The sequence below is a fragment of the Enterococcus sp. DIV0175 genome, from assembly GCF_050529075.1.
GTDB lineage: Bacteria > Bacillota > Bacilli > Lactobacillales > Enterococcaceae > Enterococcus_B > Enterococcus_B thailandicus.
In genome coordinates this window covers 2,001,567-2,014,349 of sequence record NZ_CP172880.1, presented here as the reverse complement: position 1 = coordinate 2,014,349, position 12,783 = coordinate 2,001,567, and the positions used below count along the sequence as shown (strand labels likewise).

Genomic DNA, 12,783 nt, shown 5'->3' with positions numbered 1-12,783 from the left:
AGACGAGGAAATGTTCTTTCCTAATCTCGTTTTTTTACTTTATTTAATTGAGCAGTGAGGACACTGGCACATTCTCAAAAATATTTTTCTGCCCCAATCCACATTCTTTTCTCAAACAGATATGAACGATTTTTTAGAAGCTGGATACTTCTTCTACCACTTTCTTTTTCCGTTTGTTTATGAAATAAAGGAAGGTACAAATCAATGGAATGATTCCAGAAACAATGTATAATCCTCTGAATGAAGTGAACGATTTCAAGGTTCCCATAATATAAGGACCAACGCCTAATCCTAAATCTAATCCGATGAAGTAAGTAGATAACGCAATACTGATTCGATGTTCACGAACGATTTTCAAACAAACTGCTTGTCCGTTAGACATAAAGGTTCCATAACCAAGTCCAACTAAGGCTCCTGAAACCAGTAACATGAAACTATTGGTTGTTGCACTAAGTAAAAACAAGCCAGCAGTTAAGAAAAGATAACTAGGATACATAACGTATTGTTCACCTTTTGTATCAAAAATTCGACCCGTCAATGGGCGAGTAAAAGTGATTACCAACGCGTAAACAACAAAGAAAAAAGAACCAGCGCTAACTAAATGAATCACTTGCGTATAAGAAGATAAGAAGGACAGAACACTTGAATAAGATAAGCCCATCAAAAAAGCGATTCCTGTAATAAATAAGGCTTTTTTCTCAATAAAACTATCAACTGTCCATGAAGTCAATTGTTCTTTTTGTTCAGCTGACAAAACAATGTTTTTGACAGGGAAGAACAGACAAGCGATAGTGACTAAGAAAACTAAGACAATCGTGAACCAAATGATGAAATGGAAATCAGTCATGTTTAACAAGATCATTCCTAAAAATGGTCCAATTGCAGCGGCTAAGCTAGTACTCAAACCATAATAATTGATTCCTTCACCTTTTTTATTCATTGGAATATATGCCGTCACGATTGCATTTGTTGCAGTTGAAACTGTTCCATAACCAAAACCATTTAAAAAGCGAACAAGGTAAAGAATTCCGATGGAAGGCATGTAAAGATAAGCGATGGTAGTCAATAGATAAAAAATTGCACCACCTTGTAACGTAATTTTTCGGCCAATCAATTCAAGTTGTTTCCCCATCAATAAACGAGCAAGCAAAGTACCAATAATATAAATGCCAGAAGCAAATCCTGCTTGACTTAAGCTAGCGTGTAAGCTGTCTTGGGCGATAACTGCGATGATGACCATTAATAAGTAATAAACGAGATAAACAATAAAGTTAATAAGTGTGATACCAATAAAATGTTTGTTGAATAATTTGTCTTCCATTTGTTTTGCTAATTCCCCTTAATGTACATATGAATATGCTTTTAGTTTTTCAATTTGAACTTCAACATCGTGATAATTTGATGGATAACGATCGACAAGTTGTTGGATAAATAGATCACGTGTTTCCATAAACAATTGTAAGAATTCTTGACACTCTTCATCTGGCGTTTCTTCAACAGATTTAATCAACTCAATTGAGTTTTGATAAGCATCATTTAGGAAAACTAATGATGCTTTCATATCAAATCTTGTGCGGTACGCTGTTTCTAATCGGTTAATAATAGTGTTCATCCAAAATTGCATTTTTTTGACCTCGATTCAGTAATTTTTTTTACATACGGAGTATAGCGAAGAAAAAAAATGAAGAAAATGAACTTGGTTATACAAAAAGGTACTTAACAAATGTTACTATCATTAGTAAAATACCTATGAACTTTAAAAATCTTGGAAATCTTGTATTATTTTTTTAGATAAATGTTTGGATGGGGGAGCATGATTGGATAATCGAGCACTAGCAGAATATGTAACAAGTAAAAATATTCCAATTATACGAAAGGGGTATCACAAGTATTTAACATTTGAAGGAGTCGAGGATTGTTACACTTACATCTTGAAAGAGGGAATCGTTAAAGCAAGCGTGATCTCAAACGACGGAAGAGAATTCAATCTAAGATATGTCAATGACTTAGAAGTGGTATCACTAATTAAAGATGAATACTCACAATTTATTGATTCACCTTATAATATTCGGGTGGAATCAGAATATGCGGAGTTTTATCGTGTCAATCGGGTGAAGTTCTGGGAGGACATCAATAATAATCCTGATTTGCAGCATCATGTAAAAGAATTTTACCGTTTTCGCTTATTAAGCGTCATGAAAAAAATGCAACAGATGCTATTAAATGGAAAATTGGGCGCAGTTTGTACGCAGTTGTATGAATTGTATGACATGTTTGGTGTGCGAACACCTGAAGGGTTGCTGATTGATTTTCCAATTACGAATGAAGAAATTGCTAAGTTTTGTGGTATTTCGACGGCAAGTAGTGTCAGTCGAATTTTGAAGCAACTAAAAGATAAGGGGATTATTACAGTTCAGGATCACCATTTGATCATTACGAATATGGATCTGTTGGAAGATAATATTATTTTTTAAAAAAGGTTGTGGCGCAAAACGTTCAGCTCCGAACAGATAGCGAGCAGTCACTCAAAACAGTATCTCATGTTTTGAAGTGAATGAAAGCTATATGGAGGAGTTGTTTTGGGAACACCGAGAGAAAGGTTGTGGCGCCAAGCGTTCAGCTTCAAGCAATAAGGAATTTTTCTAAAAATAGCTACTCATGTTTTTATGAAAAAAAGACTTATTGCCGAAGAAGCTGCTTGGGGAACACCGAGAAAAAAGATTGAAGCACAAAACGTCTAGCTCTAACACGTTAGCAAGTAAGCAAGCACAACAGTTTGATCAATAGTAAAAGAGGGGAAGACAACACTGTCTTCCCCTCTTTTTAACGGATGTTAGTAACATAATTATTTAAACGACTTAGGATTTGCTTTCAACAACAGTTGTTGAAACTAATTCTTCAGTCTCAGTTTTTTCTTGTTCTAAGGCATGCTCTTTTGCTAATTCATTTTTGTCATAAATTTTAACAAATGGATAGTACATTACGACTGACAGAACAATCAACAGACAGTTTAAAACTGCTGCGCGCCAGTCGCCTCCAGTAGCTAAATACGCACCAATTGGTCCAGGTAGAGTCCAAGGAGCAGTGATTGTAACGGCACTGACAAAACCTAGTCTAGTTGCGAACCAAGCAATAGTTGCGCAAGCCATCGGAGTTAAAATGAAGGGAATAATCAATGTTGGGTTTAAAACAATTGGGACACCAAAAATAACTGGTTCATTGATATTGAAAATGGATGGTGTAATAATTGCTTTTCCTAGTTTTGAAGCGTATTTTGATTTGGCAGTGAAGGCTAGTAAGATAGCAAGGCCGATTGTACAACCAGATCCGCCAATCCAGATAAACCATTGGTAAAAAGGCTCAGCTGCAATATTTGGTAAAGTTTCACCAGCAGCAGCAGCTGTAGTATTAGCTTCTAAGATTTGTAACCATAGTGGACGCGCCAGTGATCCAATAATTGAAACGCCGTGAATCCCAAATGCCCAGAAGAAAGTAATCATGAAAATCAGTAGCAATACACTTGGCAGCGTATCAGTTGCACTGATTAAAGGACTAACAATTTTTGAAACAGCTGAATGCCAGTCAAAACCAATATAATAGCTAATAGTAGAGATAACTAGAATGACGATTAACGTTGGTGTTAATGATTCAAAAGAACGAGCAACTGCAGGTGGTACTTGGTCGGGCATAGTGATTTTGAATTTTGATTTATCTGTTAAGCGATAGACTTCAACTGCAAAAATTGATGTGATGATGCCGACAAACATTCCTCCACCACCAAGGTTCGCCATTGGTAAGACAAAACCAGAAGTTCCAGCAGCATCAGCAGCTTCTAAAGGAATATTTACAGGTACAAAAGTCAACAGAAAAGCAATTGTAGACAGAATGCCGCCGGAAACAACATCTAAGTTGTACGTTTTTGAAAGGCTAGCCCCAATTCCGAATGTTGCATAAAGGGACATAATGTACATGGTCATACGATAAGGTAACAAGATTGTTGCGGCGTTAGAAGACAAAAACTGATAAATGCCCCATGATTGTGGTAGTGGTGGAAAGGCAATAATCAAAAAGAACGAACCAACAATAATTAACGGTAGCGTTGCAATGATTCCGTCACGAATCGCTCGTAAGTGTCGTTGATTGGCTATTTTTGCCATTGGTCCAGCTAAATGTAACTCAATAAAATTAGTGAAAGCTGTTAACATAGTTTACACTCCTTTAAATAAAATCAATTAAAAAATAATTCCTTGATAGATCCAAATGTACGCTAAAATTTCTAAAATAATCAGTGAGATGCCAAAAGTAATAAAAAAGCCCTTACAAAATCCTCTTTTTGTTTGGATGAAATATGGATTCACCGCTAAAACTGTCGCTAAGCTAATGGGTAAGAAAAGCATAACGCCAAGATTGATACTCCAGTTTGCCAAGTAAAATAAATAAGGAATAAAAATACCACCAAAAATGCAAGCAAGTAAAAGTAATCCAGCTGTTTTCACACCAAAGTGAATATGCAATGTTTCATTTGTTTCTCTTTGCATAAAATTACCTCCTTTCAACAATTAATTAAACGCTTACAAAAGATAACAATAAAAAAGAGCGCCTAGAGATCTCTTCTTTTTTAGTATACAGTTAAGAAATTAAAAATCAATATATTTTTTATTTTTTTGTAATTTTGTTTCTTAGTAGAATTGAAATTTCTTTATTTTTTTATATGTTTGAAAACGCATTTCTTAGATGGTATGATAAAGGCAATTAAGAAGGAGGAGGACAATGACAAAAATTTTATGGGGCGGGGCAACTGCTGCCAGTCAATATGAAGGCGGTTACACAAAGAGAGGGATAGATACACAAGACTGTCGACCTTATTTAGAAAAAACATCGAATGCGACAGTGGCTACACGATTGCTAACTAAAAAGACTGTTGAACAAGCGATGGAAGAAAATCAATTTTTTTATCCGTTCAGAAAAGGATCTAGCGGAGAGGAACGAACGGCTGAAGACTTAACATTGCTTAGTGAGCTAGGCTTAGATGTTTATCGTTTATCAATTAGTTGGTCACGCTTATTTCCAAATGGTGATGAAGAGATTCCTAATGAAGACGGAATGAAGTATTACGACGACATTTTTAAAGAGCTAACCAAACAAAAAATCAAAATCTTTTTGACAATCAATCACTATGCGTTGCCACTTCAATTAGTAACAGAACAAGGCGGATGGAAAAATCGTAAAACAATTGATAGTTATTTGAGATTAGTTACAGTTATTTTTAGTCATTGGGGCGAGTTGATTGATTATTATTTACCTTTCAATGAAATCAATGCTGGATACTTTAGTCCTTATAATGGTACGGGATTATTGAAGCCAGAAGATGATGCTTACGCGTACAATGACATCTTTTTAAGTTTGCATCATCAATTTATTGCTAGTGCACAAGCGATTGCTCTAGGGAAAAAAATGAAGGTCAAAGGACAATTTGGTGCAATGATTTCATGTTTTTGTTACTATCCTTTAACACCAAAACCTGAGGATAATTTACAGTTAGTTTTAGATGAACAAATCAATCAATGGTTCTGTATGGACGTCCTAGCAAGAGGAGAATATCCTTATTATATGGACAAATTTTTCTTGGAACACAATGTCGATTTTGAAATAAGTGAAGCAGATCGTCAGCTTTTAAAAGAAAATACTTGTGATTTTGTCTCCTTTTCTTATTATTCTTCAAGTATTAGTTCGGTAGAAGAAAGTCAACAGCAAACGGCTGGAAATTTAGTAGCGACGACAAAAAATCCTTATTTAAAAGCAAGTGAATGGGGCTGGCAAATTGATCCAGTTGGATTGAAGACAACACTGCTAAAGGTGTATGACCGTTATCAAAAACCAGTAATGATTGCTGAAAATGGATTGGGTGCAAGAGATTTGAAAGAGGCAGATGGTATCCATGATGTGTATCGTATCGAATACTTTAAGCAGCATTTTAAGCAAATTTTAGAAGCAGAGCAAGTAGGAGTAAATGTCCTAGCATACTTTGCTTGGGGGATTATTGACATTGTTTCGGCGGGAAGTTGTGAAATGGAAAAACGATATGGTGTTATTTTTGTTGAAGCAGATAACCAAGGAAATGGATCTTATAATCGTTATAAAAAAGATAGCTTTTATTGGTATCAAACATTTATTGCCGAGCAAAAAGCAGAAAGAAGAAAGTCACAAAAAGTGGAGTAGAGGAAGTTATGAAATATGTCATTGGAATTGATTGTGGAGGAACGAAAACACAGGCGATTGCGTATGATTTAGAAGAGAATGTTTTAGGAGAGGCAATTGAAGGCTTTGGCAATTTGTTGATTTCTTATGAACAAGCAAAGGCGAATATTTTTCGAGCAATTGACGACTTGCTAACTAAATTTGGAAGAGCTGACTGTCAATTGATTGCGTTAGGCATCGCTGGTATTGATGGTGGTGGTTTACGAGAGAAAATTCAGAACGAGTTAGCGTACTATGACTATCCTGTTTATTTATATAATGATGCACAATTTAGCTATTTAGCAAAGGTGGGGTTTCAACCAGGAATTTTAGCAATTGCTGGAACAGGTTCTGCATTTTTTGGTCTAAAAGAAAAACAGTGGTACCGCGTAGGTGGCTGGGGTCAGTTATTAGGTGATGAAGGTTCCGCTTATCATTTAGCAATTGCTGCTATCAAATTAGTTCTAGCAGAATTTGATGAAGGAAAAACATTGTCACCTTTTGCTCAAGATTTATTAGCTTTTTTTGGTGCGGAGGATGTGATGAACTTGGTAAAGATAATTTATCAAAAAAACAAAGGCGAAATTGCTAGCGTAGCATCTTTTTGTTCAAGCTATGAACAAAAAGATGCGCGTGTGTCAGAACTGCTGAAACAAACGGGTGAATTACTAGCCAAGCAAGTCACTCAGTTAGCTAAAAAAATGAAGTTAACCTCAGGATTTTATTTGGGGATTAATGGTAGCTTGCTGGAAAAACAGGCGACGGTGCGACAAGTTTTTCTCGAACAATTAAAAAGTTACGAAGTTGTGCTTATACCTGATACGGTTCAGAATGCGAAGGCTGCATTAGTTATTTGGAAAAATCAGTTGGCTGCACAAAGCATAAGTACTGCTAACTTTCGCTAAAAAAAACTCCTCGAAATCAATCCGATTTTGAGGAGTTTTTCTTTGGCAGATAATGGCTTAAAAGCTTCTTCCACCACCGCCAAAAGTTCCACCACCACTTGAGTGAGTAGTGCTTCCGCCACCACCGCCACTTCCTGGCGGTGGGCTTTTAGGAATTCGTCTAGTAGTGACAAAAGAGTTTGTTAAACGATCGGTTTTATCAGTTAACTTGATGCTTGAATTTTCACGATAAGGATATTTATATGAACCAAATTTTAGTTGATATTTAGAAACTGTTACAAAGTAAAAAACAAGGCTCAATACCAATGCAACGATGAGCGCAAGTACAATTTCAACAGTTGTTAAGACTTTGTAGCGAGTGATCTTTCCAGTTTCTTCATCCACTCGATAGTGCCCACCTGGAACACCTGCTTCGACGTAATCGGCAACCTTGGTAAGATAAGCAGTCGCAGCTTGGTAGTAATCTTGATTGGACATGCCATCATAGACTTCATCAAGTGTTGATTCGATTCGATTGTCATCCAAGTAATCAATCATGTTGCCCGAGGTTGAAATGTAAATTTCTCTTTGCCCCATATCTAACAATAAAACAGAACCATTTTCATTATTTCCAACGGCATCTCGCAAGTAATCATCTGCAAAATCACGTGGTTCATCAGAATTGTTTGTTGTTGTAACGATTAAGACTTCGCCTTTGATTTTTTCGTTGATAGGCTTAGCTTGGTTTTCTAATGCTTGAATTTGTTCGGTTGTAAACAAACCAGCTTCATCATTGACTGTCGGGGTTGCGGCATGAGCAACAAGCGGGAAAAAACAGCCAATTAGAACGAAAAAGAAAATCGAAAGTTGTTTTTTCATATCAAATACCCCACAATCATCAACAAGATAGCAGTAATGGTGAAGATACCAAGTGATGTGAACCCCAATTTCTTTTTGCTGACAGGCAGAACACCACTTACTTTTCCTGTCTGTCCATTCATTGCATAATAGTAAACTTTTTTTGAGTCACGACTACGGTAAGTCACCAGCCAGACCGGAAGTAACAAATAATTATTTTTTTGATTGTTAATTGCAACGGAACTACGAACACCAGTTAAAGTGGTGTAACCAGAGGCTGTTTCGCGTAAAAGTTTTTCGGAATAGTCTTTTAATTCTGATTCGACTTCTGAACGAATCGCTTGATATTCAATATCCCGTTTTTCTGCCTGAAATCCAGCAAGGTATTGATTTTTAAAGTCGATTGCTTTATTCAACGGAAAAGGTTGGACACCTTCAACCATTTTTTGCTGAGTATTTTTAGATAGAGCATTCTTGACTAACTCTTTAAAAGAAAGTTTTCCCTCACGATAGACAGCAAATTGTTTTGTCTCGGTATATTCAATATCGCCAACACGCCAGACGCGCAAGACAGTTCCATTTGCTTGGAAATCTCCTTCTAATTCAGCATCGGTTGACCAATAGGGAAAATAAACGCCAGTTAGTTTGTCGATTTGTTCAGAATTAAAGAAGGCTTTTGGAATAAACCATTTTTTCTTTGTCCATGCTAAAAATTGTTTGATTGCTTCCTCTTTTTCAATTGCAAAAGGGAGGACCTTATTTGGTAAAAATTCACCACTTAATCGGCCCGACAAAACAACTGGATTATGGCAATAATAACAATACGTCGCAGCTGTTGTTGCATCAGTCACGATTTCGGCTCCACAACTTGGACAAAGAAATAGTTCCATGGTAGGCGCTTCATCATTTGTTTCTTGACCATTTGCTTCAGTGGCGCCCACGGCTTCATCATAAGCTTGACGTTCGGTGTCGTCCATTTTATCTAATTGTTCTTGTGCTGTGAAGGTAAAGTCACCAGTTGCATTTATTGATTCATCAGCTGTATCAGCTGATGAATCAATAGCGCGAGCTTCTTTTTGCTGTTGCTCATAGAGGCTCACTTCTTCTTCTGTAAATATGCTTAGGCAGTAGTCACAATGAAATTTTTGGTCTTTAGGATCAAAAGTTAAAGGACCGCCGCAGTTTGGACATTTATGTGTAATGACATCCATTGGCTACACCCCTTCTTTTTTAGTCCAAAGGTACTCCTTTAAATGGTTTGCCACAATGCGGGCAGAATTTTGGGATACCATTTGAAAGATCAACGACCTCACCACATTCACTGCATTTCATTTCTAGTTTTGGTTGTGCAGCGGGTGCAGGTCTAGCTGCTCCACAATTAGAACAGAATTTACCTGTGTTTTCCGTACCGCAAACGGGACAAGTCCAAGTATCAGCATTTCCAGTTGCAGCTTGTTGATTTTGTTTTTCTGCTTGTTGTTTCATTTGTTCTTGGTTATTTTGTGCAGCTTGAGCAAGGTAAGCACTGTTAGCATTCATTCCCATGCCAACACCCATGAAACCAGTCATTGCACCGCCTTCATTTTTTCCGGCGGCTTCCATTCCGCGAGCAATCGAGCCTTGAACATAGCCCTCACGAACACTTGGATCACCAAGCATGGCACCTTCATTTCGCATGTTGATTAGTTTGACAGAATCATCGGTGTAAGAAATACTTGCAACGGCTACAGAAACAATTTCCATCCCACGTAGTTCACGCCACGAATCATCTAAAGCAGAGGCCATATATTTACTTAATTCCAAACTTTTTGATGGGACATAAGAAATTCGTTGACCATCTGCTGACATTTGGTTGATTGCCGATTGCAAAGCAGTTAAAAACTCTGCTAAATATTGTTCATTGATGTCGGCAATTTCCACTTGTGTTTTATTTTTTGGAATAGCATTTGTATAAAATAAGATTGGATCTGTGATGTGGATTGAGTAAGCGCCATGCGCACGTAAAAATAATTCTGCATTATAAAAATTGTCAAAATAATTTAACGGTGAAGTTGTACCAAACTTGATTCCTTTTAATTCTTGTAAATTAATATAGAAGACTTGTTGTTTTTGTGGTGTGACGCCACCAAATTTAAAACGACTAAATGTTTCGCTGATTGCGTCTTTTAATGAGCCATTAAACATAGAAGGTGCAGCATCATTCTTGATGGTGTAGTAACCTTCTTCAGCTGTGTAATCAATGATTTTTCCACCGTCAACAAGGAGCATCATCATGTTTGGATAGACATGGACAACAGTTCCGTCTGTTAAAACATCTTCCGTCCCTTTACGATTTGAACCGCGTTTATCATCTTTACGAACTTTGACACCTTTTGTCATCACGGTCGTATCACTCATGTTATCTGGTTCAATGACCTCAAGCCATTGATCAGCTAATCCACCACCGACTGTACTTGTTGCAGCTTTAATTAATCCCATAAAAAATTCCTCCTTAGATAAATAGCCTAAAGAAACAGCTTAAATTATTTTCTTTATTATACCATAGGGGAATGAAAATGCTCTCAGCCAAAAGTCTTAAAGAGCTTTCGTGTGAATGAATGTTTCCTCTTGGAAAAAGCCAAGGAGTAGAGTAGTTTTTTTTAATAAAATCACGTATAATAAATAATAGTGAATTTTTTTTAAGAGGGGGATCTATATGGCATACCAAGCACTTTACCGTGTCTGGCGTTCACAACGCTTCGATGACATTGTTGGACAAAAAGCTGTTACACAGACATTGAAAAATGCTATCGTTTCCCATAAAACATCTCATGCGTATTTATTTACTGGGCCTCGAGGAACTGGTAAGACAAGTGCAGCAAAAATTTTTGCTAAAGCAATCAACTGTCCAAACAGTCAAGATGGTGAACCTTGTAATGAATGTGAGATGTGTCGATCAATTACAGCTGGAACACAAGAAGATGTAATTGAAATCGATGCTGCAAGTAATAACGGAGTGGAAGAAATCCGTTTTATTCGTGATCGCGCCAATTATGCACCCACGAAGGCAACCTATAAAGTTTATATTATTGATGAAGTCCATATGCTTTCGACAGGGGCTTTTAATGCGTTACTAAAAACATTAGAAGAACCAAAAGAAAGTGTCATTTTTATTTTGGCAACGACAGAACCACACAAAATTCCAGCAACAATTATTTCTCGTACACAGCGATTTGATTTTAAACGAATCAATGCATCTGATATTGTTGAGCATTTGGAATTTATTTTAAATGAATCAAATATTTCATATGAAGAGCAAGCGCTAGGCGTCATCGCGCGCGCTGCTGAAGGCGGGATGCGGGATGCACTGAGTATCTTAGACCAATCCATTTCTTTTAGTGAAGGAACGATTACGCTAAATGATGCAATGCAGGTAACCGGTAGCTTAACGTATGAAATGATGGACGACTATTTGAGTGCTTGTGTCGAACAGAATGTTGCGCAAGCATTGAATGCGTTGGAACAGATGTTAGCCGCAGGAAAAGAAGCCCGTCGTTTTTTAGAAGACTTATTGCAATATTGTCGTGATTTGCTGATGTATCAGCAAGCACCTCAATTAGTGACGGAGAAAACGAGTCAGCTAACTTTGACCTTTGTAAATCTTTCACAAGAAATGAAAGCTGAACAGCTTTTTCAAATGATCAAGATATTAAGTGAAACACAAAATGAGATTCGGTTTACCAATAGTGCTACGATTTATTTGGAAGTCGCAACTGTCAAGCTAGCGCAAAAAACATCATTGACAGGCCCGCAAGCACTGCCTCAAGGTGAACCAGCTGAAAGCCAAGCAGTGGAGAAGCTTCAGCAAGAAGTTTCCGAGCTGAAAAAAGAATTAAAAGCACTCAAAAGTAATCAGGGTACAGCCAATAACGCTAGTCAGCCCGCGCCACAAGTAGTGCATAAAAAACAAGCAAGCTCTTATCGCGTACCGACTGAGCGAGTGTACCAAGTGTTAAAAGAAGCGACTCGTCAAGATTTGAATCAGGTCAAAGAAGTTTGGGATGATTTATTGATGAGCCTGTCAGTGACACAGCGAGCGATGTTGAAAGCAAGTGAACCAGTGGCGGCAGGACCGAAAAGTATGGTAATCGCTTTTGACTACGAAATCGTTTGTCAACGAGCAACAAATGACGATGAGTTGCAATTAGCGATTCACAATAACTTGAGTCGAATGATTCACGATTATGCACCAGATACTGTGTATATCACACGAGAAAGCTGGCCAGAATTGCGTAAAAATTATTTGATTCAAAGTAAAGATAACGGACAATCCACTTCTTTTGTTCCAGAAACAGATGAAGAAGAAATCGAGTTGATTCCCCAAGAGCCAGAAACAGTAGAAACTGTGGTGGCAAAGGCAGAAGAGCTATTTGGAACAGACTCAGTAACAATTATTGATGATTAACATTTAAAGGAGAGCGATACAATGATGCGTGGAATGGGAAATATGCAAGGAATGATGAAACAAGTACAAAAAATGCAAAAAGAAATGGTTCAGGCACAAGATGCGTTGAATGAGAAAGAATTTACAGGGGCAGCAACCAATGATTTAGTAAAAGTAGCGTTCACTGGGGATCGTCGCATGAAAGACGTTGAGATCAAACCAGAAGTACTAGATCCAGAAGATCCAGAAATGTTGCAAGACTTGTTAGTTATGGCTGTCAATGATGCGTTAACAAAAATTGACACAGAAACTGAAAAAACAATGGGTAAATATACCAAAGGAATGCCTGGATTCTAATTTTTTCGTGAAGGAGTAATGATT

Annotated in this window: 12 protein-coding genes; 5 read left to right on the top strand and 7 right to left on the bottom strand. The window is 37.3% G+C overall.

Translation table 11 applies throughout. From position 1 onward, the window contains the following. Nucleotides 1-133: 133 nt before the first annotated feature. Nucleotides 134-1,321 carry an MFS transporter gene (locus tag IGJ76_RS09450; protein WP_071868177.1) on the bottom strand — a complete coding sequence of 396 codons (1,188 nt, stop codon included), beginning with the start codon at nucleotides 1,319-1,321 and terminating at the stop codon, nucleotides 134-136. Nucleotides 1,322-1,339: 18 nt separating this feature from the next. After that, nucleotides 1,340-1,624: a hypothetical protein gene (locus IGJ76_RS09445; protein ID WP_067480348.1), complete on the bottom strand. Its 285-nt coding sequence runs from the start codon at nucleotides 1,622-1,624 to the stop codon at nucleotides 1,340-1,342. A 193-nt stretch (nucleotides 1,625-1,817) separates the two neighbouring features. On the opposite strand from IGJ76_RS09445, the gene IGJ76_RS09440 reads away from it, so the two are divergent. Continuing rightward, nucleotides 1,818-2,474 (top strand): Crp/Fnr family transcriptional regulator, encoded by a 657-nt coding sequence (locus IGJ76_RS09440; protein ID WP_086270781.1) that lies wholly within the window; start codon nucleotides 1,818-1,820, stop codon nucleotides 2,472-2,474. 384 nt (nucleotides 2,475-2,858) lie between these two features. Here the strand turns inward: IGJ76_RS09440 and IGJ76_RS09435 are convergent, their stop codons facing one another. Then, nucleotides 2,859-4,205, bottom strand: a complete 1,347-nt coding sequence (locus IGJ76_RS09435; protein ID WP_067480357.1) for a PTS sugar transporter subunit IIC — start codon at nucleotides 4,203-4,205, stop codon at nucleotides 2,859-2,861. 27 nt (nucleotides 4,206-4,232) lie between these two features. Continuing rightward, nucleotides 4,233-4,538: a hypothetical protein gene (locus tag IGJ76_RS09430; protein ID WP_067480359.1), complete on the bottom strand. Its 306-nt coding sequence runs from the start codon at nucleotides 4,536-4,538 to the stop codon at nucleotides 4,233-4,235. A 232-nt stretch (nucleotides 4,539-4,770) separates the two neighbouring features. On the opposite strand from IGJ76_RS09430, the gene IGJ76_RS09425 reads away from it, so the two are divergent. Both IGJ76_RS09425 and IGJ76_RS09420 read left to right on the top strand, forming a co-directional pair. Further along, a complete protein-coding gene (locus IGJ76_RS09425) occupies nucleotides 4,771-6,219 on the top strand; it encodes a glycoside hydrolase family 1 protein (RefSeq protein ID WP_075491642.1) in 1,449 nt (482 codons plus the stop codon). Nucleotides 6,220-6,227: 8 nt separating this feature from the next. Beyond that, nucleotides 6,228-7,142, top strand: a complete 915-nt coding sequence (locus IGJ76_RS09420) for an N-acetylglucosamine kinase (RefSeq protein WP_067480364.1) — start codon at nucleotides 6,228-6,230, stop codon at nucleotides 7,140-7,142. A 57-nt stretch (nucleotides 7,143-7,199) separates the two neighbouring features. Here IGJ76_RS09420 and IGJ76_RS09415 read toward each other — a convergent pair whose 3' ends face one another. The 3 genes from IGJ76_RS09415 to IGJ76_RS09405 are packed head-to-tail and all read right to left on the bottom strand — an operon-like array spanning nucleotide 7,200 to nucleotide 10,457. Further along, nucleotides 7,200-8,000, bottom strand: a complete 801-nt coding sequence (locus tag IGJ76_RS09415; RefSeq protein WP_067480367.1) for a TPM domain-containing protein — start codon at nucleotides 7,998-8,000, stop codon at nucleotides 7,200-7,202. Further along, complete coding sequence (locus IGJ76_RS09410) at nucleotides 7,997-9,190, bottom strand: ATP-binding protein (RefSeq protein WP_067480370.1); 1,194 nt, start codon at nucleotides 9,188-9,190, stop codon at nucleotides 7,997-7,999. Before IGJ76_RS09410 ends, IGJ76_RS09415 begins: the two co-directional genes overlap by 4 nt. Before the next feature lie 19 nt (nucleotides 9,191-9,209). Next, nucleotides 9,210-10,457: an SPFH domain-containing protein gene (locus IGJ76_RS09405; RefSeq protein ID WP_067480373.1), complete on the bottom strand. Its 1,248-nt coding sequence runs from the start codon at nucleotides 10,455-10,457 to the stop codon at nucleotides 9,210-9,212. A gap of 217 nt (nucleotides 10,458-10,674) precedes the next feature. Between IGJ76_RS09405 and dnaX the strand changes: the two genes are divergently transcribed. Continuing rightward, a complete protein-coding gene (dnaX, locus tag IGJ76_RS09400; RefSeq protein ID WP_075491638.1) occupies nucleotides 10,675-12,423 on the top strand; it encodes a DNA polymerase III subunit gamma/tau in 1,749 nt (582 codons plus the stop codon). Between the two features lie 21 nt (nucleotides 12,424-12,444). After that, the gene (locus IGJ76_RS09395) at nucleotides 12,445-12,759 is read left to right on the top strand and encodes a YbaB/EbfC family nucleoid-associated protein (RefSeq protein ID WP_067480379.1); all 315 of its coding nucleotides are present in this window, start codon (nucleotides 12,445-12,447) and stop codon (nucleotides 12,757-12,759) included. Nucleotides 12,760-12,783: the final 24 nt, after the last annotated feature.

Bases quoted from the DNA above. Each gene is read 5' to 3' on its own strand.
- IGJ76_RS09450 (WP_071868177.1), bottom strand. From the start codon at position 1,321: ATGGAAGACAAATTATTCAACAAACATTTTATTGGTATCACACTTATT.
- IGJ76_RS09445 (WP_067480348.1), bottom strand. From the start codon at position 1,624: ATGCAATTTTGGATGAACACTATTATTAACCGATTAGAAACAGCGTAC.
- IGJ76_RS09435 (WP_067480357.1), bottom strand. From the start codon at position 4,205: ATGTTAACAGCTTTCACTAATTTTATTGAGTTACATTTAGCTGGACCA.
- IGJ76_RS09430 (WP_067480359.1), bottom strand. From the start codon at position 4,538: ATGCAAAGAGAAACAAATGAAACATTGCATATTCACTTTGGTGTGAAA.
- IGJ76_RS09425 (WP_075491642.1), top strand. From the start codon at position 4,771: ATGACAAAAATTTTATGGGGCGGGGCAACTGCTGCCAGTCAATATGAA.
- IGJ76_RS09420 (WP_067480364.1), top strand. From the start codon at position 6,228: ATGAAATATGTCATTGGAATTGATTGTGGAGGAACGAAAACACAGGCG.
- IGJ76_RS09415 (WP_067480367.1), bottom strand. From the start codon at position 8,000: ATGAAAAAACAACTTTCGATTTTCTTTTTCGTTCTAATTGGCTGTTTT.
- IGJ76_RS09410 (WP_067480370.1), bottom strand. From the start codon at position 9,190: ATGGATGTCATTACACATAAATGTCCAAACTGCGGCGGTCCTTTAACT.
- IGJ76_RS09405 (WP_067480373.1), bottom strand. From the start codon at position 10,457: ATGGGATTAATTAAAGCTGCAACAAGTACAGTCGGTGGTGGATTAGCT.
- dnaX (WP_075491638.1), top strand. From the start codon at position 10,675: ATGGCATACCAAGCACTTTACCGTGTCTGGCGTTCACAACGCTTCGAT.
- IGJ76_RS09395 (WP_067480379.1), top strand. From the start codon at position 12,445: ATGATGCGTGGAATGGGAAATATGCAAGGAATGATGAAACAAGTACAA.